Annotated in this window: 18 protein-coding genes and 1 tRNA gene; 11 read left to right on the forward strand and 8 right to left on the reverse strand. The window is 61.8% G+C overall.

Annotation, left to right across the window (positions count from 1 at the left end; all coding sequences use genetic code 11):
- Window positions 1-4 precede the first annotated feature (4 nt).
- A complete protein-coding gene (locus BB347_RS01695) occupies window positions 5-1,993 on the reverse strand; it encodes a hypothetical protein (RefSeq protein WP_157524976.1) in 1,989 nt (662 codons plus the stop codon).
- A gap of 171 nt (window positions 1,994-2,164) precedes the next feature.
- Here BB347_RS01695 and BB347_RS01700 point away from each other — a divergent pair, with 171 nt between their 5' ends.
- Window positions 2,165-4,009, forward strand: a complete 1,845-nt coding sequence (locus tag BB347_RS01700; protein ID WP_236995971.1) for a PGF-CTERM sorting domain-containing protein — start codon at window positions 2,165-2,167, stop codon at window positions 4,007-4,009.
- Between the two features lie 407 nt (window positions 4,010-4,416).
- On the opposite strand, the gene katG is transcribed toward BB347_RS01700, so the two are convergent.
- The 4 genes from katG to BB347_RS01720 all read right to left on the reverse strand — a co-directional run bounded on the left by katG (window position 4,417) and on the right by BB347_RS01720 (window position 10,878).
- Entirely contained in the window at window positions 4,417-6,600 is a 2,184-nt protein-coding gene (gene katG, locus BB347_RS01705) for a catalase/peroxidase HPI (RefSeq protein WP_076579007.1), read from the reverse strand.
- A 233-nt stretch (window positions 6,601-6,833) separates the two neighbouring features.
- Window positions 6,834-8,192 (reverse strand): RimK family alpha-L-glutamate ligase, encoded by a 1,359-nt coding sequence (locus BB347_RS01710; protein WP_076579005.1) that lies wholly within the window; start codon window positions 8,190-8,192, stop codon window positions 6,834-6,836.
- 93 nt (window positions 8,193-8,285) lie between these two features.
- A complete protein-coding gene (locus BB347_RS01715) occupies window positions 8,286-9,755 on the reverse strand; it encodes an oligosaccharide flippase family protein (RefSeq protein ID WP_076579003.1) in 1,470 nt (489 codons plus the stop codon).
- Between the two features lie 373 nt (window positions 9,756-10,128).
- The gene (locus tag BB347_RS01720; RefSeq protein ID WP_076579001.1) at window positions 10,129-10,878 is read right to left on the reverse strand and encodes a GNAT family N-acetyltransferase; all 750 of its coding nucleotides are present in this window, start codon (window positions 10,876-10,878) and stop codon (window positions 10,129-10,131) included.
- A gap of 194 nt (window positions 10,879-11,072) precedes the next feature.
- Here BB347_RS01720 and BB347_RS01725 point away from each other — a divergent pair, with 194 nt between their 5' ends.
- The 7 genes from BB347_RS01725 to BB347_RS01755 all read left to right on the forward strand — a co-directional run bounded on the left by BB347_RS01725 (window position 11,073) and on the right by BB347_RS01755 (window position 17,525).
- Complete coding sequence (locus tag BB347_RS01725; protein ID WP_076578999.1) at window positions 11,073-12,185, forward strand: succinylglutamate desuccinylase/aspartoacylase family protein; 1,113 nt, start codon at window positions 11,073-11,075, stop codon at window positions 12,183-12,185.
- A 180-nt stretch (window positions 12,186-12,365) separates the two neighbouring features.
- A complete protein-coding gene (sdhC, locus tag BB347_RS01730; protein ID WP_076578997.1) occupies window positions 12,366-12,761 on the forward strand; it encodes a succinate dehydrogenase, cytochrome b556 subunit in 396 nt (131 codons plus the stop codon).
- Complete coding sequence (locus BB347_RS01735) at window positions 12,761-13,123, forward strand: succinate dehydrogenase (protein WP_076578995.1); 363 nt, start codon at window positions 12,761-12,763, stop codon at window positions 13,121-13,123. The genes sdhC and BB347_RS01735 overlap by 1 nt, the downstream gene beginning before the upstream one ends.
- Before the next feature lie 2 nt (window positions 13,124-13,125).
- On the forward strand, window positions 13,126-14,001 hold the full coding sequence (locus BB347_RS01740) for a succinate dehydrogenase/fumarate reductase iron-sulfur subunit (protein ID WP_076578993.1): 876 nt from the start codon (window positions 13,126-13,128) through the stop codon (window positions 13,999-14,001).
- Window position 14,002: 1 nt separating this feature from the next.
- Window positions 14,003-15,892, forward strand: coding sequence for an FAD-binding protein (locus BB347_RS01745; RefSeq protein ID WP_076578991.1), 1,890 nt, complete (start codon window positions 14,003-14,005; stop codon window positions 15,890-15,892).
- Between the two features lie 96 nt (window positions 15,893-15,988).
- Entirely contained in the window at window positions 15,989-16,177 is a 189-nt protein-coding gene (locus BB347_RS01750) for a hypothetical protein (protein WP_076578989.1), read from the forward strand.
- A gap of 43 nt (window positions 16,178-16,220) precedes the next feature.
- Window positions 16,221-17,525 carry a 5'-deoxyadenosine deaminase gene (locus tag BB347_RS01755; RefSeq protein WP_076578987.1) on the forward strand — a complete coding sequence of 435 codons (1,305 nt, stop codon included), beginning with the start codon at window positions 16,221-16,223 and terminating at the stop codon, window positions 17,523-17,525.
- Between the two features lie 39 nt (window positions 17,526-17,564).
- Here BB347_RS01755 and BB347_RS01760 read toward each other — a convergent pair whose 3' ends face one another.
- Window positions 17,565-17,759 (reverse strand): XapX domain-containing protein, encoded by a 195-nt coding sequence (locus tag BB347_RS01760; protein ID WP_076578985.1) that lies wholly within the window; start codon window positions 17,757-17,759, stop codon window positions 17,565-17,567.
- Window positions 17,760-17,915: 156 nt separating this feature from the next.
- On the opposite strand from BB347_RS01760, the gene BB347_RS01765 reads away from it, so the two are divergent.
- On the forward strand, window positions 17,916-18,140 hold the full coding sequence (locus BB347_RS01765; protein ID WP_076578983.1) for a MarR family transcriptional regulator: 225 nt from the start codon (window positions 17,916-17,918) through the stop codon (window positions 18,138-18,140).
- A 24-nt stretch (window positions 18,141-18,164) separates the two neighbouring features.
- On the opposite strand, the gene BB347_RS01770 is transcribed toward BB347_RS01765, so the two are convergent.
- Window positions 18,165-18,980 (reverse strand): HD domain-containing protein, encoded by an 816-nt coding sequence (locus BB347_RS01770; RefSeq protein ID WP_076578981.1) that lies wholly within the window; start codon window positions 18,978-18,980, stop codon window positions 18,165-18,167.
- 85 nt (window positions 18,981-19,065) lie between these two features.
- Entirely contained in the window at window positions 19,066-19,545 is a 480-nt protein-coding gene (locus tag BB347_RS01775; RefSeq protein ID WP_076578979.1) for a redoxin domain-containing protein, read from the reverse strand.
- Window positions 19,546-19,850: 305 nt separating this feature from the next.
- Here BB347_RS01775 and tatA point away from each other — a divergent pair, with 305 nt between their 5' ends.
- Window positions 19,851-20,168: a twin-arginine translocase TatA/TatE family subunit gene (gene tatA / locus BB347_RS01780; RefSeq protein WP_076578977.1), complete on the forward strand. Its 318-nt coding sequence runs from the start codon at window positions 19,851-19,853 to the stop codon at window positions 20,166-20,168.
- 18 nt (window positions 20,169-20,186) lie between these two features.
- Window positions 20,187-20,259: transfer RNA gene (locus tag BB347_RS01785), tRNA-Arg, on the forward strand.
- Window positions 20,260-20,870 lie beyond the last annotated feature (611 nt).

Below are 20,870 nucleotides of genomic sequence, written 5' to 3' on the forward strand. Positions count from 1 at the left end.
TGCGTCACGCACGAACCGAGGGGCGGGCAGCGTAGAATCCGAGCGTAACTGCGGCGAGGCTGCCTAACACGACGATCACCGCGCCGACGCCGTGCCAGTTGAGTTCGAACGCCTCGCCGCGGTCCAGTTCGGTCTCGAGCAGCGTCTCGACGCGGTCGTAGTCGATTTCGGGCACGTCGGCATCTGCTTCGCCGGACGTGGAGACGGTCGTCTCCGACCCGACCTGCTCGCGGTCTCGGATCTCGGCTTCGGTGGGATCTGCGCCCGTGAACCCGTCGGCGACGACGTAGACGGTACTCGAGCCACCCGTCGTCTCGACGTGGAGTTCGGACGCCGTCAGTTCGTCTTCACCCCCGATCGGGACCGACTCGATCGTCGCGTCCGGATCGGCCGCCGCGCCCTCGAGTTCGTACGTCCCGTCGTCGATCGTGAGGTCAGTTTTCGCGAGTTCGGCCGTCTGCACCAGCTCGTCGACGCTCGACATCGGGACCACGTCGTCAGTGTCGACTCCCACGTCCCCGAGGCAGAGTTCGACGCCCAACACCGTCCCAACGTCGCCGAGGCCGTCGGGCGACCACTCGAGTATCCCGTTCTCCCGGGCCTCAGAGTCGTAGACCACGTCGAGACCGTCTTCGGTCGACTCCGCGTCGAACGTCGCCGTGCGATCGGGCGTGAGCGCCTCGAGCTCGCGTTCCTCGAGCGCGCTCGCGTGGCGTTCCCAGTTTTCGCTGTCGCTCTCCCAGGTCGCGTCGACCGTCGTCAGGTCGTCCGGTCGCTCGGCCGTGACGTCCCACGACGTCGTCCGCTTCAGGTCCGTTTCCGCGCGCACCTCGAGCGTCTCCCTGACGTCGTCGAAGCGATCCGCGAGGTCGTCGTCGACCGACTCGATCGAGTCGGCGAGTTCGACCGTTCCGAGGACGACCTCGTCGTGGGCGTCGGCCTCGAGATCCCACTCGATGTCGGTCTCTTCGCCGTCCCGGTCGACGGTGAAATGGAGTTCCTCGACGTGCGCCTCGGCGAGTCGGTCCGCCATCGCCTGCGCTTCCGTCTCGTCTAAGTCGGTCTCGGCCTGTTGCTGGACCAGCGAGACGGCGGCCGCCGCCACCTCGTCCGTGACGCCCGCGTACTCGACGTGGTACTCGTACTCGACGATATTTTGGTCGCCGTCGGCGTTCTGCTCGCCATCCACGTAGTCGTAAGACTCGATTTCACCGTCGGCCGTCCCGCCCAATCCGACGGCAATACTCGAGTACCGATTCTCGAGGGACTCTCCGGCGTCCTCGCGCGTCTCCCATCGATCCGTCTCCCAGTCTTCGATGACCCGTCGTTCGCTCACCTCGAGGGAGTAGCCGTCGTCTCGCTCGACGACGGTCGCCTCGAGCGAATCCGTGCCGGCCGGCACGCCGTCGATCTCGGCCTCGACGAGCGAGAGCGTTCCCGAACTGGTGATCGACTCCGAGGTCGCCTCTAGCTCTCCGGTCGTCTCGAGTGCGTCGTAATCAGGGTCGTGCTCGGCGACAGTCGCCCGGACGTCACCGCTCGAGGTCGACTCGGCGTCGGTTTGTTCCACGTTGATGGCCGCCTCGAGGTCCGTAATCGGTGCCGGATCTTCGATCAGTACGTCACCGGTGCTCGAGACGTGCTCGTGGTCTGAGTGCACCGACAGGTCACCGCTCACGCCGCGTTCGTCCTCGTCGACGGCACCAGTGTAGTGCGTGTACGCGACTCCAGGATCCGTGTCGAGACCGAACTGCCCCTCGAGTGTCGTTCCAGTCTGGGACGCGTCGTGTGGATAGTCGTACGTGAGCACCGCGTCGCCATCGTCGGACACGTATACCGCTTCGACGTCTTCCGTCGCGTCGATCTCCTCGAGGATTTCCTCAGGGACCGGTTCGTCCGAGTCAGCGTGTGCGCCAGTGACCCCGATGGCCCCCAGGCTCGTCACGAGGAGTATCCCGACGAGTAGCGCGCTCGAACGTCCGAAACTGGCCATTCGTGCTGTCGGTTCTAACCCGATCTTCATACGTGTTTGGACGTTCGTATCACGACTGCGTTGTCACTTACTATCAATATATTCGAAAGTAACATATAGGTGAATGACAATTATCCAATAATGGGAAGGGACTTTGTTAGTGGTGCAACGGTTAGCCGTATAGGTGCAGTCATGATGGCTCTCATCATGATCACGTCGGTCGCAGCAGGCACTGCTGTGGCAGACACAGGGATGGAGGAAGCCGAGCCTGCAGACGAGGTGTTCGTCGACGACGACGGTGGGGCCGTTCTGGTCTACGACGAAGACGACGGGATCGACGACGAAGCGAGCGGTGAGTTCGGCGTCGATATCTCCGAGTCGGTGGCGTACGCGCTTGTCTCCGACGAGATCGAAGACGACGTCTCCGCTGCGTTCTCAATGGTCCTCGACAACGATGGCCTCGAGTCCTCAGGCTCGCTCGCCGCCGACCGACCGGCTGACGTCGAAGACTTCTCGATGGACGTCACTGGCGAGCAAACGGAGTCGACGAACGACTTCGACGCGAACCTCGAGTTAGCACTCGCCGCCGCCGACTCCCCGCCGGAAGCGACCGCCGACGAGTCCGGCTCGACCAGTGGCTCTGTCGTCATGGGTGCTGATGATCTCGCCACGCAGGGCGAGTTCGACGTCTCACACAACGCACCCCCTGATTCACCCGAGATCGGTCTCGACATGGAGATCACGGAGACGGGTGACGATTACACGCTCGAGATGGCTCAACAAAACGAAATCGTCGAGTTCGAAACCGACGACTGGGACACCGAGGACGCCGCACAGGCGACGCTCGAGGACGAGTTCGAAGTCGTCGCACAGGACCTCGGTAGCGACGTCACGGTCACCATCCACGACTACGACTTCGAGGATGACGTCAACGCGATGGGCGACGGTCACCTCGATATCGAGTACACGATCGAACTCGAGAACGCCAAAGACGGCCTCGAGCAACTCGTCGCGGAGGATCTCGCGACCGATCCGACGCTCGACGTAACGCAGAGCGAGGCCGACGAGATCGCCGCGGATATCCTCGACGCCGAACTCGAGACGTTCGAACTCGCGTTCGCCGAGGACGACACGACCGTCGACGGTCACTGGGACGTCGCGTTCAGTGGCTTCGAATCGTCCGCCTACGCGGTGATGGATCTCGCCGAAGCGAGCGACGAGATGGACGACGACGCGGCCGACGAGTTCGACGACTACGAGGAGATGTACGAGGCCCAGGCAGCGGCCGACCTCACCGAGACGACCGAGTGGGACGTGACGTTCGACGCAGCCGGCGGATCGCAAGAATTCGTCGTCGACGTCACCTCCGAGGCGGACAACTGGGACGCCTACACCGACGAACTCGCGGACCGCGATATCGATTCGCCCGAGTTCGTGATCGACGCCCACGCGGAAACGGTCGGCGACGAAATCGATCTCGAGATGGGCCTCGAGGTCGGACAGGAGGCGATCATCGAAACGGCGATCACGACGATGGCTGACGACCTCCAGAACGACCCGACCGTCGATGACGACGCCCTCGAACTCGTCTCCGCCTTCGACGAGGCCGACCTCGAACTCATGCAGTTCGATCTCGACATGGACGACGGAACGGTTACCTTCGAAACCGGTGCCTCCTTCGACGACCTCGGTGCGTTCGAGGCCCACCTCGAGGACGGCTACCACGGCCTGACGGTCGAACACATCTACGGCGACGACGACGCCGGCTACGTCTACGTCACCGACATGGCCGACGACGATGACGACGAAGACGATATCCGCGAGCACTCGATCGTCGCGGACGACACCGAGATTCACATGCCGGGCGACTGGGACGAAGATCACCCGCGACTCGACATGGAGGAAGTCGACAACTACCTCGAGACCGACGTAGGCGACGACGAGTCGGACGATGACGACTCGATCCCCGGCTTCGGCGCAGTCGCCGCCCTCGTTGCCCTCCTCTCGATAGCGATGTGGGCGCGTTTCGATCGGTAACCTCCCGTTTCGGTTGCTGAACGGATTGCGTACGCAACTCGCGGTAATTTTTCGACTCCCGGTCACTCGCTGACGCAGTGTCGACTCCCGGTATGTTGGCCGCAGACGAGGTGTCGGGACGGAGGACGACTGGCGCGTGCCGTCCGCGAGCGACCGCTCACGGTACGTCCGTTCGTCGGTCTCCGAAGCGGATGTACCAGTTGAACTGCACCGGTGTAGGCGACGGTCCCTCGCAGTCGTCCGTCAACGAGCCTGAGCCGACGACGTCATTTTCGAGACGCGTGGGTGTCCGTCAGCGTGGACTTATTTCAGTCACTGGCAGGTGCCGGGTACGTCGAAAGAAAATCCGCGGTCGAAACACGGCGGACCGAACAGCTCGACTCTCGAGGCCGAAGCGCCGAGAGCGATTACTCGAGGTCGAAGCGGTCGAGTTGCATCACGTGGCTCCAGGTGTCGACGAAGTCACGCACGAACTTCTCCTCGGCGTCGGCGGACGCGTAGACGTCTGCGATGGAGCGCAGGCGGGAGTTCGAGCCGAAGATGAGGTCCGCTCGGGTGGCCGTCCACTCGACGTCGCCCGTCTCGCGGTTGCGCAGTTCGAAGACCTGGTCGATCTCGGAGTCAGCGGCGGTTTCCCAGCCGAGGACGTCCTGGGAGTCGTCGGAGGCCTCCCACTCGTAGTCCATATCGAGGACGTTCACGAAGAAGTCGTTGGACAGCGTCTCCGGCTGGTCGGTGAGGACGCCGAGTCCGGAATCCTGGTAGGTCACGTCGAGTGCGCGCAGGCCGCCGACGAGCACCGTCATTTCGGGTGCCGTCAGGTCCAGTAAGTCTGCCTTGTCGACCAGCAGTTCTTCCTGGGACTCGTCGGCCTCGTCGCTGTAGTAGTTCCGGAAGCCGTCGGCCTCGGGCTTGAGCGCCTCGAAGGAGTCGACGTCGGTCTGTTCCTGGGAGGCGTCGGTACGGCCGGGCTCGAACGGCACCTCGACGTCGTAGCCGGCGTCCGCGGCGGCCTGTTCGACGGCCGCGTTGCCACCCAGCACGATCAGGTCGGCGAGCGAGACGCGCACGTCGTCGGAGCGAGCGCCGTTGAACTCCTCCTGAATCGTCTCGTAGGTTTCGAGCGCCAACTCGAGTTCCTCGGGCTCGTTGACCTCCCAGCTTCGCTGGGGCTCGAGACGAATGCGAGCGCCGTTTGCGCCGCCGCGCTTGTCGCTGTCGCGGTAGGTCGACGCCGCCGCCCAGGCGGTCTTGACGAGCTGTGACACCGAAAGCTCGGAGTCGAGAAGCTCGGCTTTGAGATCCGCGATCTCCTCGTCGCCGATCAGGTCGTAGTCGACGTCGGGGATCGGATCCTGCCAGAGCATCTCCTCGTCGGGCACCTCCGGGCCGACGAGCCGTTCCGTCGGGCCCATGTCGCGGTGGAGCAGCTTGTACCAGGCCCTCGCGAACGCGTCCTGGAACGCTCGTGGGTTCTCCTGGAAGTTCTCGATAATCTCACGGAACTCGGGATCGCGCTTGAGCGCGACGTCCGTCGTGAGCATCATCACGTCTTCTTTCTCGTCTGGGTCTTCCGCACCGGGTGCGGCCTCGTCGAGTTCGCCGTTCTGGGTGGTCCACTGCCAGGCACCGCCGGGGCCCTTCTCCGGCCACCACTTGTACTCGAGCAGGTTGTCGATGTAGCTCGTGTCCCACTGGGTCGGCGTGGTGTTCCACGGTCCTTCGATGCCGCTGGTGATCGTGTCGCCGCCTTTGCCCGAGCCGTGACTGCTCTCCCAGCCCAGGCCCTGCTGATCGATCGGGGCCGCTTCGGGCTCCGGTCCGACGTGCTCGTCCGGATCTTCGGCACCGTGTACCTTCCCGAACGTGTGACCGCCGGCGATGAGTGCGGCGGTCTCCTCGTCGCTCATGGCCATCAGGCCGAACGACTTGCGAATTCGCTCTGCGGACGCCTCTGGGTCCGGCTCGCCGTCCGGACCCTCCGGGTTCACGTAGATGAGGCCCATGACGGTTGCGGCGAGGGTCCCCTCGAGTTCGTCGTTTTCGTCGAAGCGCTCGGACGCTTCCCACTCGTCCTCTGGTCCCCAGTCGACGGCGTCGTCTGGCTTGTAGTCGTCCTCACGTCCGCCGGCGAAGCCGAACGTTTCGAATCCCATGGACTCGAGTGCGACGTTTCCGGCGAGGACGATCAGATCGGCCCACGAGAGCTTGCGGCCGTACTTCTGTTTGACGGGCCAGAGCAGTCGGCGGGCCTTGTCGAGGTTCGCGTTGTCCGGCCAGCTGTTGAGCGGGGCGAAGCGCTGTCGGCCGCCGGAAGCGCCGCCGCGACCGTCGCTGGTGCGGTACGTACCGGCGCTGTGCCAGGCCATCCGAATAAAGAGCGGTCCGTAGTGGCCGTAGTCGGCGGGCCACCACTCCTGAGAGTCGGTCATGACGTCCTCGATGTCCGCCTTTACCTCCTCGTAGTCGAGGCTCTCGAACGCCTCGGCGTAGTCGAAGTCCTCGTCCATCGGGTTGGACGTGGGGACGTTCTGATCGAGGATGTCAACGTTCAACCGGTTTGGCCACCAGTCTTGGTTTGACTTAGTCATCACTGTACGATTGCTACTTTCACGTATTAAGATTTGCTAATCCGGTGGTGATGTCTTCGCTGCATAGGAAATAAAATTCGCTCCTCGAGAATTTTTTTAGTCTCGGTCCCGGCGGTAGACACAGTACGACTGGCGACACCCGGCAATTAACCGCATCGAAACACCAATTTCTCGTTTTCTCGTGGGCGTCGTCTCCCGTCTCTGCGGAGTCACTCGGTTTCCAGGAGCGACGCTCACTCCTCTTCGGGCGTATCGGGGGTGTCGCCGTCGACACGACGACTCACGTCGACCTGGTAATTCCCGAGGATGTCGCGACCCAGGATGACGGGATAGTCCATGTGACTGCGATCCTCGACGCTCGCCGTGACGGTGTGTTGGTTGCCCCCGACGCCGACGACGACGTCGACGACGGGTCGGCTTTTGGCCGTCTTGGAACTGCCGGAGCGAATCCGCGTGATCGACTTGATCGGCCCCGCTCCGATCTCCGCGGCGAGAGCCGTATCGATGCTCGTTCTGGTCGCCCCGGTATCGGACTTGGCGTAGACGGACGTCGAGCCGCTGGTCCCCGAGAGCACGATTTCTTCGGTGTAGCCGATGACGCTCGGTTCGGGTTCATTCTGTGGCGTTTGAACCGGCTGTGCCGCGGGCTGGGAATCGTCGAGGACCGCCGAGAGTTCCTCGACGCGTTCGTCGTCGACGTCGCCGCCGGCCCGTTCGATGGCGAGTTTGGCGATGTAGGGTGCCGGGCTCACGTGCGTGGCCGAAAAGAGTCCCTTGAAGCCAGCCGTCGGATTTACCTCGAGAACGAACCACCCTTCGTCGCCTTCGACGAGGTCGACGCCGGCGTAGTCGAGTCCGATCGCGTTAGCCGCCCGTCGAGCCATCTCTCGAGCCTCCGCTGGGAGGTCGTCGGTCGCGTCTTCGACGTCGCCGCCGAGCGCAACGTTCGTCCGCCAGTCGTTATCGGGGGCGTATCGATACATTGCTGCGATAATCTCACCGTCGACGACGTAGATACGGACGTCCCGGTGGCGGGCGTCGTCTCGATCGATAAGTTGCTGTAAAAACGCGTATCGGTTGCCGACTTTGGCGTTGATCGGATCGTCGCCACTGACCTTCCAGGTCCCGCCGCCGTGGGTTCCGATTGCCGTCTTGTAAACCGCTTCTTCCCCGTACCTGTCTCGAACGGCGTTCAACTGCTCGCTGTTCAACGCGAGCGTGACGTCTGGCGTCCGGACGTCGTTCGCCGCGAGCGTCGTCGCCGTCGAGAGCTTGTGGATCGCCGTGAGAACCGTCGACGGTTCGTTGAGCGTCGGGACGAGCTGTGCGAACGTGTTCACGATGCCGAGTTCCTCCGCGGGCTGTTCGGTCTTCGAGAGTAACACTCTGTTCGCGATGATGTCGACGTGTGGCTCGAGGACGACGCTGCCGTCGGTGACACTGATCGAGGTGTTTTCCGTTCGGAGCCACTCGGTCTCGTGGCCCAGTCTGTCGACGGCGTTCAGAATCGCCTTCGTCTCCTTGCTCGTGTGGAGGCTCAACACCCCGACGGTAACGGGATCGTCCACAGGATGAGTATCGGTCGCAGCCATATCACGTCCACGACGAGGCAACGGAAAAGTATGCGGTCGTCAAACGTCGGTACGTGGTTGCTCAGTGATGATATCGTCGATTTTGATACGTCGTTAGCTAATCGCCGCACGAACCTCTCGTGGATCGACCAACCCACTCGCGACGGCGAGGATTGCCCACGTGGACGCGCCGAGTGCGATAGCGCCAAAGAGCATCACGACGCTCGAGACCATCGGCGTGACGAGCATCACGGCGACGGCCATGACGCCGGTGATGAGACAGACTACCCCAATCGACCGCCCCAGACGGAGCAATCGGAGGTCGAGTTCCAGATGGACGATGTAGAGGTTGACGGCGACGTAGACGGTGTGCGTTGCGACCGTCGCGGCCGCCGCGCCGACGACGCCAATGGTCGGAATGAGAACGATGTTGAGTCCGAGATTCGCGACGGAGGTCGCTCCCTTCGCGATGGCCCGATGTCTGGCACGTCCCAGATAGTCCAGACTGTCGCTCGTTAAGTTCGTGATCGCTTGCAAAACGATGAAGCCCGACAGAATCTGGAGTACCGGTACTGCACCAGCGTAGTCGGCACCGAACGTCATCGTCACGAACGGCTCCGCGACGATGGCGAGGCCGACGGCTGCTGGAATGTACAACAACAGCGTGTTCGACAGCGCCGTCTCGTAGATTCGACGCGCCTGCTCGAGTTGGCCCGAGGCCTTCTGCTCGCCGAAGTTCGGAGAGATGGTGAAGCCCAGCGACTCCGCTGGCGCGAGCACAAAGTCCGAAATCTGTTTGCCGAGCGTGTAGAACGCGACCGCCGTCGGCGTCAGAAACACCCCGACGAGAACCGTGTCGATCTGTTTGTCGATGACGTTCGCGCTTCGCGTCGCCGTCAGCGGAATACTGTATTCGAGCAACCGCCTCGAGAGTCCCTCCTCGTACTCTTCGGCCGGTTCGTGGCGACGATAAAACTTGTAGTAGAGCACGAGGAGCCCGGCGACGGCAGAGAGTGCATAGCCGACGATGTAGCCGAGTAAGGCCCCGAGCGCCCCGAGTCCCAACAGCACGAACGCGACGGCGAAAATGAGCCGCGCGAAGCCGCTGAACGCCTGCACGGCGGCGCTGTAGACGAGTTGGTTGTACCCCTGAAAGACGATTTGCGTGAAGGTGGAAAACGACATCGCGACGACGTAGAGGATGCCGACCGCGAGAAACGGCGCGGCCGAAGGGTCGCCCAACGCGATCGCGAGGTGTTCGTGAAAGACGAACAGCAGGTAGCCCACGACCGAGATGATGACGAGTTTGAACGTGATCGTCGAGGTGAGCAAGTGCGGAATCTGCCCGGGATCTTTCTCGCTGTACTCGGAGACGTAGCGCGCGACCGACTTGCCGATTCCGAGGTCTGCGACCAACTGGACCACGGCGAGAATGCCGATGACCCAGTACAACGTGCCGTAGCCGTCCGGGTCGAGCAGATACCGAGCCAGCAAGAACATCAACAGCGCGCTCGAGATCATGTAGACTGCTCGAGCGACGAGCGTTGCTTTGAATCCGTGGACGATGTGCTCCTGTCTACTCATTCGAAATGTGTGGGTGAGCGTTTGACTGTCGAAACGGCGAGTGAGACCGACGTGGTTGATCGGTTAACGATCCGCTCAATTGTAATGCAGTGACAACTGTGCGTGTCGTTGGCCTGCTTTGACTGAGGCGCTTGCCCGACTCGATCAGCATCCGGTTCCGACAGACGGCTTCGAGAACCAGTCCAGACAGAGAATTTGGGTGGTAACGAGGCTCAAACCTGTCGGTAACCGTCGTCTACACTGGGCTATTCCGGGTCGAACCGAACAACTCGTTGAAGGAGACAATCACACATCACGGGCATTCGCGTTTAACTGATCGTCGTCGAGCACCGAACGACCGAAAGACCATCGTCTCGAGTCGGCTTCGAAGCTCTTAGAGGTAGGACGCGTCCCACCGGGTCGCTTTCCGACGGTTGCCACAGACGTTACACTCGATGCGACCCATGGTGTCCATCGTGTTATCGATCGAGTCGCAGTTGCCACAGAACCAGGCGTAGAGTTCCTCCCGGTCCTCGGTTTCGTAGGTCCGGTAGAACGGTGCCTCCGCGCCGCGAGCGGCCTCGCCGTAGCTGACGTAGATCTGCTCGCCGTCGACCTCGAGTTCGTCGACGGCACCCCAGCCCTCGTCACCGATCTCGCTCTCGACGTAGACGTTTTCCGTGAAGGTCTCCTCGCCGATGTCGACCTCGCGCTGTCCGGCCTGCTCGAACCCGTGGCTCGTGTAGAACTCGTTGCCGCCCTCGTTGTCCGCGAGGACGAGACACTGAATCTGTTCTGCGCCCTCCTCGAGGAGGAGTTCCCGCGTGCGAACGAGCAGTCGGACGCCCGTTCCGCTCCCTCGAGTGTCGGGGTCGATGTGGAGCCAGAGGATTCGCCCGGTTCGGTAGCGTTGACCGATCAGATCGTTCTGGGAGAAGCCGATCACGTCGCCGTCGCGCTCGATGACCAACACGAGCGAGTGGTCGTCGTCGATCTGGTCGCTAAAGGAGTCGCCGTACCACTGCTCGACTGCGTCGTCGACGGTATCTTGCTCGAGAAAGTCCGTGTACGTCGATTTCAGCGAACGTTGTGCGATCGACCGGATGGCCTCGATGTCGTCGTCGGTCGCTTCACGAATTTCCATAGCGGGTGCTACCATGCCCTCCTACTAAACGTATGCCCACGTGGTTAGTTTTTCCAGTTGCTGAATTACATCGACGGTAACGGGTTCGAAGGAGAGCGTTCCGCGGGGCGTCGACCGTAGGCCACCCCTTCCGAAGAGGGTATCCGCGTCTGTCGAGGCGAAGATTCAACAGTGACACCATCGGAGTCACTCTCATGAGCGACGAGCAGGCCGGGTCAACTCGGGACGACTCCGACCCCTTAGCCGAAGCGTTTACCTACGACGGCGGACGGATCGATCCCGGCGAGACGGCAAACATCCGCTACGGGATCAGCGAGACCTACCTCGGCGACCCGGTCAGAATTCCCGTCACGGTCATCAACGGCGAACAGCCCGGTCCGACGGTCTTCCTCTCGGCGGCGGCCCACGGCGACGAACTCAACGGAATCGAGGTCGTTCGGGAGGTCGCTCACGACTGGGACCACTCGGAGCTTCACGGTACGCTGGTCTGTCTCCCCGTGATGAACGTTCCTGGTTTCCTCGCACAGGAACGCTACCTGCCGATTTACGATCGCGATTTGAACCGCTCGTTTCCGGGCCGGGAGGGCTCGACCAGCGCCCGTCGAATGGCTCATCGTATCTTCACGAACTTCATCGAGCCGTGCGATCTCGGCATTGACTTCCACACGTCAACGCGCGGCCGGACGAACATGCTCCACGTCAGGGCGAAGGTCGACGACCGTCTGGTCAATCGCCTCGCGAGGGCGTTTAGCTCCAACGTGATCATCGCCGGCGAAGGTCCCTCGGGTACGCTCAGGCGCGAGGCCACCGCGGCCGGCGTGCCGACGATCACCGTCGAGATGGGCAAAGCCCACCGCTTCCAGCGTCGACTCATCGACCGCGCACTCACCGGCGTCGCGAGCGTCCTCGCCGAGTTCGGCCTCCACAGAGAATCGTCGGTGCACTGGCCCGGGTGGCGAACCGTCATCGACGACGAGAACGAGAAGACGTGGCTCCGCGCGGACGCCGGCGGCATCGTCGACATGAAACACGGCCGCGGCGCGTTCGTTCGAGCGGGAGAGGTTATCTGTTCGATCACCAACCCGTTCAAAGAAGAAGACGACATCGTCTCCGTCGAAGCTCCATTCACCGGCCTCATCGTCGGCGTTCTCGAGAACCCGGTCGTCTATCCGGGTAATCCGCTGTGTCACCTCGTCGGCCTCTCGGAGGTCACTCGAACTGCACTCGAGCGCGAGCGAACGGAGACGAGTTCCCGATCGGAACTCCACTCGACCGGCGAGGACTTCGACGACGATTCCGCCGACTAACTCCCCCTAGGATAGTGTGTCTGGTCTTCGCGAGGGCCGTAGTAACACGCGTTCCAGTCTCGTACACTACGGATTCGCCGATAACCGAGTTCGTCGTCGGCAAACTGGCTCGGAGCGGACAGCCTCAGAGCGACAAAAGTAACTTCTATACCCCCGCGGTCTAACGGACAACATGAGCGTATGAGTCAGTCTTACAATCGCGGTCTCATCGAGGACTTCGGTCGCTGGAAGGAGTTCTCAGCCGGCATGTGGGCGTGGATCTTCCACAAGTTCACCGGGTGGATGCTGATCGGCTACCTGTTCACCCACATCGCCGTGTTGAGTAGTGCGTTAACCAGTCCTGAGGCGTATACGAACACCATTCAGGGCCTCGAGTCGCTGTTCATCATCCGCGTCCTCGAGGTCGGCCTGCTCGCCGTCGCGGTGTTCCACATCCTGAACGGGCTTCGCCTGCTGATGGTCGACCTCGGTGTCGGTCTCGACGCACAGGACAAGAGTTTCTACGCCTCGCTGGTGTTGACGGCGATCATTACCATCGCGAGCGTTCCAACCTTCATGGACGGGGTGACGATCTGATGGCGGAACGGTACTCCTCGTTCGCCCCTGGTGGGACTGCGTGGCTCCTCCAGCGCGTTACGGCGGCATTCTTAGTCATCGTTCTCGCGTTTCACTTCTTCCTCTTGCACTTCGTAAACCACGCGGCGGACGTGACGTTCGCAGGAACGCAAGCGCGTATGGAGAACGTGGGCTACTTCCTGACGATGGTCCTGTTCCTCATCGCCGGGACCTTCCACGGCGTCAACGGCGTCTACAACGCCCTGGTCAACCAAGGACTCGCCGGAACCCAGAAGAAAGTCGTCCTCGCAGTGCTTGTCATTGCGAGTGTGGCACTCATCGCACAGGGAACCTACGTTGCAGTCGAGATGGCGGGGTGGTAAGTATGAGTACGCAACAACCCGAACAACCCGAGAGTCAAGAAGCACCGAAAGACCCCGAAATGCGGGGGGCCGAATCGGCGGTCGACGAGAAGGAAAAAGAAGACGGCGAGATCGACCAGACGACGGCTGACAAGTCGGAACTCGAGGGCGAGACCGTCCTCATCAAAGTGTTCCGATACGATCCCGAAGTCGAAGGCAAGCAGGAGCCGCGCTTCGACGACTTCCACGTCCCCTTCGAGAAGGGGATGACCGTCCTCGACGCGGTCATGTACGCCCGAGACCACTACGACTCCTCGCTGACCTTCCGACACTCCTGTCGACAGGCCGTCTGTGGGTCGGACGCGTTCTTCGTCAACGGCAAGCAACGACTGGGCTGTAAGACCCAGATGGCCGACCTTGAGCACCCGGTTCGGATCGAGCCGCTGCCCCACCAGGAGGTCGTCAAGGACCTGGTCGTCGACATGGATCACTTCTACGACCAGATGCACACCGTCGAGCCGTACTTCCAAAACGAGGAGACGCCGGACTCGAGCGACCTCGAAGAACAGCGCCAGACGCGGGAGAACCGCGAGAAGGTCAAGATGTCCACCCGGTGTATCTGGTGTGGTGCGTGTGCGTCCTCGTGTAACATCGCAGCCGGGGACAACGAGTACCTCGGCCCGGCCGCGATCAACAAGGCCTACCGGTTCGCGATGGACAACCGCGAACCCGAGGATGTCAAGGAACACCGACTCCGGATCATCGAGCAAGAACACGGCGTCTGGCGCTGTCAGACGCAGTTCTCCTGTACGGAAGTGTGTCCGAAAGATATCCCGCTCACCGAGCACATTCAGGAGCTCAAGCGGGAAGCAGTCAAGAAAAACCTGAAATTCTGGTAATATGTACGAACACGACGTTATCGTGGTCGGCGCAGGCGGTGCCGGCCTCCGTGCTGCGGTCGCAGCGGACGAGGCGGGTGCGGACGTCGCACTGGTCTCGAAACTCCACCCGGTTCGCAGCCATACGGGTGCAGCGGAAGGGGGGATCAACGCCGCTCTGCAGGAAGGCGACGACTGGGAACTCCACGCCTACGACACGATGAAGGGCTCGGACTACCTCGGCGACGCGCCGGCAGTCGAGACCCTCGCACAGGACGCCCCAGAAGACACGATCAAACTCGAGCACTGGGGCATGCCGTTTTCACGTGAAGAGGACGGGCGCGTCTCCCAGCGTCCCTTCGGTGGGCTTTCGTACCCGCGGACGACCTACGCGGGTGCCGAAACCGGCCACCACCTCCTGCACGTTATGTACGAGCAGGTCGTCAAACGCGGCATTCAGGTCTACGACGAGTGGTACGTCATGGACCTCGCCGTCAGCGACGAAGACGATCCGAACGAACGCGACTGCCACGGCATCGTCGCCTACGACGTGCAGACGGGCAACATTGAGGGCTTCAAGGCGAACGACGGTGTCGTCCTCGCAACCGGCGGTCCCGGACAGGCCTTCGATCACACCACCAACGCGGTCTCCTGTACCGGCGACGGTCACGCGATGGCCTACCGTGCGGGCGCGCCACTCGAGGACATGGAGTTCATCCAGTTCCACCCGACCTCGCTGCCATCGACCGGCGTCCTCATCAGCGAGGGTGTCCGTGGCGAAGGTGGCATCCTCTACAATAACGACGGCGAGCGATTCATGTTCGAGCACGGATACGCGAACAACTCCGGCGAACTCGCTTCCCGTGACGTCGTCGCGCGTGCGGAACTCACCGAAGTGCAGGAGGGCCGCGGCGTCGAGGACGAGTACGTCCACCTCGACATGCGCCACCTCGGCGAAGAGCGTATTCTCGACCGCCTCGAGAACATCCTGCACCTGGCAGAGGACTTCGAAGGCGTCGACGGCCTCATCGAGCCGATGCCAGTCAAGCCCGGCCAACACTACGCGATGGGCGGCATCGAGGTCGACGAGAACGGCCAGACCTGTATCGACGGCCTCTACGCAGCGGGGGAATGTGCCTGCGTCTCCGTCCACGGCGGGAACCGACTCGGTGGCAATGCGCTGCCGGAACTCATCGTCTTCGGCAAGCGCGCGGGCTACCACGCTGCTGGCAAGGATCTCGGCGAACCGGAGATCCGGACCGGTTACGGCGACGACGTCGAAGACGAGACCGACACCGAACTCCCAGTCCAGCCCGGTGCTGCCGGCCTCGGGACCACGGACGACGTCGCTGCCGACGGCGGTGAGCGAACCGACGGTTCGCGATCCTCGTCGGAGGCCCGCTCCGACGGTGGCGTCGTGGCGGACGCAGACGGCGTCCTCGAGCAGACGGTCGAAGACGCTCGAGGACACGTCGACTCGCTGATGGACAAGGATACGGGCGTCCAACACGCCGAAATCCGCCAGAAGCTCCAAAACGCGATGACCGACTACGTCAACGTTTTCCGAACCGAGGAGGGCGTCAAGAAAGCGCTCACACTCATTCGGGAGTGTCGCGAAGAGTACCAGGACGTCTACGTCGATGATCCGTCCACGACGTTCAATACCGACCTCCAGCAGACCATCGAGACGCGAAACCTGATCGACGTCGCCGAAACGATCGCACTCGGCGCACTCGTTCGAAACGAGTTCCGCGGTGCACACTGGCGACAGGAGAACCAGACGCGTGACGACGAAAACTGGCTCAAACACACGCTCATCTCCTGGGAGGATGGCGAACCGAACATCTTCTATCGCCCGGTGATCCTCGAGGGCGAGGAGAAGACCTACGAGCCGAAAGTGCGTAGCTACTAACGCCAATTACCGCCCTCGGTTCGATTCTCGACTGCAATGTGGCGCCCCACTCGAGATCAGCAAAGCTTTGTGTTTTCTGCCGATTGTAGGAGGTAGATGGGTCTCGAGCGATTCGTCCGAATAAATCTCGTCTTGATTCCAGTACTCCTCGTCGCTGGATACCTCTTCGCCGATTATCTGCCGTTGCTATTCCTCCCACTCGGCGTCGGCTACATCACGTTCGCGTCCCTGATCTGTCTCGCGTGGGGACTATCGAAGGCGTCGCTGTCGGTCCGCTCGTCCTGAGATCCACAGAGCTAAGCGGCGCGACTGGTTATCCTCTTTCGATATGTTGTTGTCGGGAACGGTTATCGTCGACGCTGACACCGTACTCCACGACGGCGCGATCGTCGTCGAGGACGACAGAATCGTCGCCGTCGACGATCGAACGACCTGTCTCGAGTCTTATCCCGAGCACGAACACCACGCACTCGACCTCGTCGCGCCGGGAACGGTGGGCGCGCACGTCCACTCCGTCCAGAGTCTCGGTCGCGGGATTGCCGACGACACCGCGTTGCTCGAGTGGCTCTTCGAGTACGTCTTGCCGATGGAGGCGTCGCTCTCGGCCGAGGAGATGCGCGCCGCGGCGGAACTGGGCTACCTCGAGATGATCGAGAGCGGCACGACGACGTGCGTCGACCACCTGTCGGTCTCTCACGCCGGGGAGGCCTTCGAGGCGGCCCGTGAACTCGGCATCCGCGGGCGACTCGGGAAGGTGATGATGGACAAGGATTCGCCGCCGGGCTTGCTCGAGGAGACCGACGAGGCGCTCGCGGAGAGCGAACGGCTCATCCGCCGCTATCACGGCGTCGAGGACGGCCGAATTCGATACGCGCTGACGCCGCGATTCGCCGTTAGCTGTACCGAGACGTGCCTTCGAGAGACGAGAGAACTTGCAGACGCCTACGACGGCGTGACGATTCACACCCACGCGAGCGAGAACCGCGACGAGGTCGCGACGGTCGAGGACGAAACGGGCAAACGAAACATCCACTGGCTCGACGAGGTCGGGTTGACCGGGGAGGACGTCGTTTTGGCACACTGCGTCTGGACCGACGACAGCGAGCGCGAGGTGCTCGCCGAGACGGGGACGCACGTGACTTACTGTCCGTCGTCGAACATGAAGCTCGCGAGCGGCGTCGCACCCGTCGACGACTACCTCGAGCGCGGAATCAACGTCGCGCTGGGTAACGACGGCCCGCCGTGTAACAACACGCTCGATCCGTTCACGGAGATGCGCCAGGCCTCGCTCCTCCAGAAGGTTGACCGTCTCGAGCCTCAGGCCCTTCCCGCGAAGACGGTGTTCGAGATGGCGACGATAAACGGCGCGAAGGCGGCCGGCTTCGAGCGCGTCGGTGCGCTTCGCGAAGGGTGGAAGGCAGACATCATCGGCCTCGAGACCGACGTGACGCGCGGAACGCCGATTCACGACGTACATTCCCACCTCGTCTTCGCGGCTCGCGGCGATGACGTGCAGTTTACGATGGTCGACGGTGACGTGCTCGTGCGAGACGGCGACGTGTTGGTCGCAGACGCCGAATCGATCCGCGAGCGGGCCCGCGAGTTCGCAGCCGATCTCGACATCGACCCTTGACGACCCCAACTTCGTCAACCGACGAACCGTCGCAACTGTTTAGAGTCCAAGCCAGCCAGCGATATCCGTGCTCACGTCCGTGGCCTCGACGAGTTTGTACCCGAGATAGATCCCAACGATACCCATCAATCCGGGCAATTCTGGTGGTGCAGGGATCGGCACATCGACGAGGGCGAAAAACGCACCGGTGATCGCTCCTGTAAGGAGACCTACCAAGACGAGTTCGTAATTCATATCGAGACACGGGATGGGAGGAAGGAAAATCTGCTGACTTCCGACGGAATAGTATCAATATCTGTCACGTGTGCCCGAACAACCCGAAGCCGTCTCTGATATTTCGACTATCGTCGACACGTAGATTTATTATTGTCGAAACCGAGCCAGTTTCGTATGCAACGACACGACAAATCCCGACACAGCGTCGCGGTGCCCGACGACCTCGAGTCACCTCGAGCGAAACTGATCTATCTGTACATCGGTGCTGTCGGTGGGACGACGACCGAAGCGCTCTGTGCGGATCTCGAACTCAAGAAAGGAACGGCGCTCTCGATTATCGGCACCCTTCGAAACCGAGGTCACCTCGAGCGGACGGAATCCGGATACCAACTCACCTAATCGGTGAGGGTGACCGCTGGAGCGTTACAGTTCGATTCGCTCGACTAACTGCTCGCGATTTTCGTTCGTGTTGACGGCGACGATCCGAATCTGTTCCTCGAGGCCGGAGCCCTCTAGCTTCGCCTTGAGGAGATTATCGACCTGGTAGACGCCGGCGGCGTTCGTCATGGCGATTTCGACCATTACCGGGCTGCTATCGCCCTCCTGTAAGGTGACTTGATTGATCGCCTGACTCGAGAGGGTGTTGATGCCGCGCCCGCCGTGTTCGTAGGGGATGCGCGAGCGTCCGCGTTCCATGTCGAGGGCGTCGGCGACGCGGATGACGCCCGCCTCCGTCGTCAGCGGCGTCTCGGTTCGATGGTGACAGAGGATGGCGTGGAGGATTTCGCCCTTCATCCGGACCGTCTCGGCGACGTCGTAGAACTCGGGGAGGACTCGATCGAGGACGTCGGCAGCCAGCGGAATCGAGTAAAACGCGTGCTCGTCGCGGTGGACGACGTGTCCGATGTCGTGGAGGGTCGCGGCGAGTGCGATGATGACCGACTCGTCTTCCTCGGCCAATCCCTGCTGGCGCGCGCCGTTGAAATCGACGGTGCCTGCTTTGAGCAGATCGTAGAGACACAGCGCCCGATTACGGACGATCTCGATGTGTTTCGTGCCGTGGTCGTTGTAGCGCATTCGATCGACCGCGTTGACGTTCTGGGCCTCGAGGTAGGCTTCAATCTCTTCGTCGTCGTCGAGGAACTCGAGGACGGTGTTCAACTTCTCGTCGGGAAAGTGATGGTCCACATCAGGACGGTAGACACGACGCGATGCGTCGTCGCCAGCAGAATCGCTCATACGGGAACGTCGATAGCCGACTAAAAAAGCCCTACGGCAATCGGGTCGTGCAGTCGATCGCCAGTCCCTCTCGCGTTAGTGGCCCTTACGCAGCGTCTTCGACGGCGGCTTCGACTTCGTCGTAGTCGGGTTCGACGCCGGGGTCGTCGCTGACCCACGAGTAGGCGATTTCGCCGTCGGCGTCGACGACGAAGACCGAGCGCTTTGCGACGCCGTAGACGCCGAGGTCGGCGAAGTCCATCGCGATTCCGTAGTCGTCGATGATCTCCTGGTTGAAGTCACTGATCAGGCCGAACTCGAGGCCGTTTTGCTCGCGGAACTCGTTGAGCGCGAACGGCGAGTCTCGGCTGACGCCGTAGACGCTCGCGTCGAGGTCGTTGAACGACGCGAGACGGTCTTGGAACGTACACATCTCGGTCGTACAGACGCCGGTGAACGCGCCCGGGAAGAACGCGAGTACGATCGGCGCGCCGTCCTCGAGGCGCTCTGAGAGCGTGATGGACTCGACGTCGCCAGTTGCGAGCGGTGCGGTAAAGTCTGGTGCTGTGTCTCCGATTTCAGGCATCAGTGGGTAGTTGCGGATAACTGGGAAAGACAGTTTCGTTCGCGGAACCACTACCCCACCGAGATCGTCTCCTCGGACGCTCCGATCGCAGGGAGTGATCGGGAGACACGCACATACTAGAGCGGACACGTATCACCATTACAGCGAGTTACTCCCTCGTCGATCACACGGATGCGATAATACATTCTCGAGTGACGCAGGTGTAATTAGCTCGGAGGTCCCGCTGAAACGGACGTTCGTGGAGTCCCGTTTTACTGTGCGGTCCAAAAAGGTTATAATTGCCAGCGGATAAGCCACGCATAGAGATGGTAGTCGAAATCGCACCGCTGTTCGCCCCTATCCCAGGGGGTCCGGAACTCCTGATCATCCTTTTCATCGCCATTTTGCTCTTCGGGGCAAACAAGATCCCGAAGCTCGCCCGCTCGACGGGGGAGGCGATGGGCGAATTCCAGAAAGGGCGTGAAAAGGTCGAATCGGAACTCGAGGAAATGCGAGAGGAGTTCGACGGCACCGACGAGGAGTTCGAAGAGGAGTACAGCGAGGAAATCAACGAGGCAGAAGAGGACTTCGTCGACACAGAGCCCGTCACCGAAGAAACCGAGACGGAAGCCGAATCCAGCTAACCGATTTCTTTTCTCGAGGGGCGTGTGGCCTAGCGGAGAGGGCAGGAGGTTCCTAACCTTCTGATCGTGGGTTCGAATCCCGCCACGCCCGTCCGCGACGAACGAACGTGAGAAGCGGACGGGCACGGATTCGAACCCTACCAGTCGCGCACAGCGAACGAAGTGAGCGAGCACGTCTGGTTTCGGTTCGAATCCCGCCACGTCCGTTCACCTGCGAACGACAGTGAGCAATGTGAACGACACTGCGGGGTTCGAATCAGGGAGTGAAGCATCGCGAAACGACCGTGGTTCGAATCCCGCCACGCCCGTCATCTACTGCGAGCATAGGCGAGCAGTGATGACCGCACTGCGGGATTCTTGAACGACGGAACGAGCGAGCAACAGCGAACGAAGGCTGGTAATTTGAATCCCGCCACGCCCGCCGCGGTCGCGAGCCGACGTTCGTCTCTCTTGCCCGTACACCTCACAACCCACGGGAACGGGAAGTCGATCCCTCGAGTACCCCTACTCGAGCAACGAGCCAACGTCTTCCGAGCGGTCGGTGGCACGATTGGCTAGATACCCCGCTCGTGGTGAATGGGGCTCCTCCACACTGGACCGCCACGCGTTGGTGTGATTGGTACCACTGGGAACGTTCAGCAATGTGTACGTTGACAAAACGCCGTCTGTGAACGGTTACGAGTTCGTGTTCTCGCTACCGCG

The organism is Natronorubrum daqingense (assembly GCF_001971705.1).
In the GTDB taxonomy this organism is placed as follows: Archaea; Halobacteriota; Halobacteria; order Halobacteriales; family Natrialbaceae; genus Natronorubrum; species Natronorubrum daqingense.

Excerpts from the sequence above, each read along its gene's own strand:
- BB347_RS01695 (WP_157524976.1), bottom strand. The coding sequence starts at position 1,993 with ATGGCCAGTTTCGGACGTTCGAGCGCGCTACTCGTCGGGATACTCCTC.
- BB347_RS01700 (WP_236995971.1), top strand. The coding sequence starts at position 2,165 with ATGATGGCTCTCATCATGATCACGTCGGTCGCAGCAGGCACTGCTGTG.
- katG (WP_076579007.1), bottom strand. The coding sequence starts at position 6,600 with ATGACTAAGTCAAACCAAGACTGGTGGCCAAACCGGTTGAACGTTGAC.
- BB347_RS01710 (WP_076579005.1), bottom strand. The coding sequence starts at position 8,192 with ATGGCTGCGACCGATACTCATCCTGTGGACGATCCCGTTACCGTCGGG.
- BB347_RS01715 (WP_076579003.1), bottom strand. The coding sequence starts at position 9,755 with ATGAGTAGACAGGAGCACATCGTCCACGGATTCAAAGCAACGCTCGTC.
- BB347_RS01720 (WP_076579001.1), bottom strand. The coding sequence starts at position 10,878 with ATGGAAATTCGTGAAGCGACCGACGACGACATCGAGGCCATCCGGTCG.
- BB347_RS01725 (WP_076578999.1), top strand. The coding sequence starts at position 11,073 with ATGAGCGACGAGCAGGCCGGGTCAACTCGGGACGACTCCGACCCCTTA.
- sdhC (WP_076578997.1), top strand. The coding sequence starts at position 12,366 with ATGAGTCAGTCTTACAATCGCGGTCTCATCGAGGACTTCGGTCGCTGG.
- BB347_RS01735 (WP_076578995.1), top strand. The coding sequence starts at position 12,761 with ATGGCGGAACGGTACTCCTCGTTCGCCCCTGGTGGGACTGCGTGGCTC.
- BB347_RS01740 (WP_076578993.1), top strand. The coding sequence starts at position 13,126 with ATGAGTACGCAACAACCCGAACAACCCGAGAGTCAAGAAGCACCGAAA.
- BB347_RS01745 (WP_076578991.1), top strand. The coding sequence starts at position 14,003 with ATGTACGAACACGACGTTATCGTGGTCGGCGCAGGCGGTGCCGGCCTC.
- BB347_RS01750 (WP_076578989.1), top strand. The coding sequence starts at position 15,989 with ATGGGTCTCGAGCGATTCGTCCGAATAAATCTCGTCTTGATTCCAGTA.
- BB347_RS01755 (WP_076578987.1), top strand. The coding sequence starts at position 16,221 with ATGTTGTTGTCGGGAACGGTTATCGTCGACGCTGACACCGTACTCCAC.
- BB347_RS01760 (WP_076578985.1), bottom strand. The coding sequence starts at position 17,759 with ATGAATTACGAACTCGTCTTGGTAGGTCTCCTTACAGGAGCGATCACC.
- BB347_RS01765 (WP_076578983.1), top strand. The coding sequence starts at position 17,916 with ATGCAACGACACGACAAATCCCGACACAGCGTCGCGGTGCCCGACGAC.
- BB347_RS01770 (WP_076578981.1), bottom strand. The coding sequence starts at position 18,980 with ATGAGCGATTCTGCTGGCGACGACGCATCGCGTCGTGTCTACCGTCCT.
- BB347_RS01775 (WP_076578979.1), bottom strand. The coding sequence starts at position 19,545 with ATGCCTGAAATCGGAGACACAGCACCAGACTTTACCGCACCGCTCGCA.
- tatA (WP_076578977.1), top strand. The coding sequence starts at position 19,851 with ATGGTAGTCGAAATCGCACCGCTGTTCGCCCCTATCCCAGGGGGTCCG.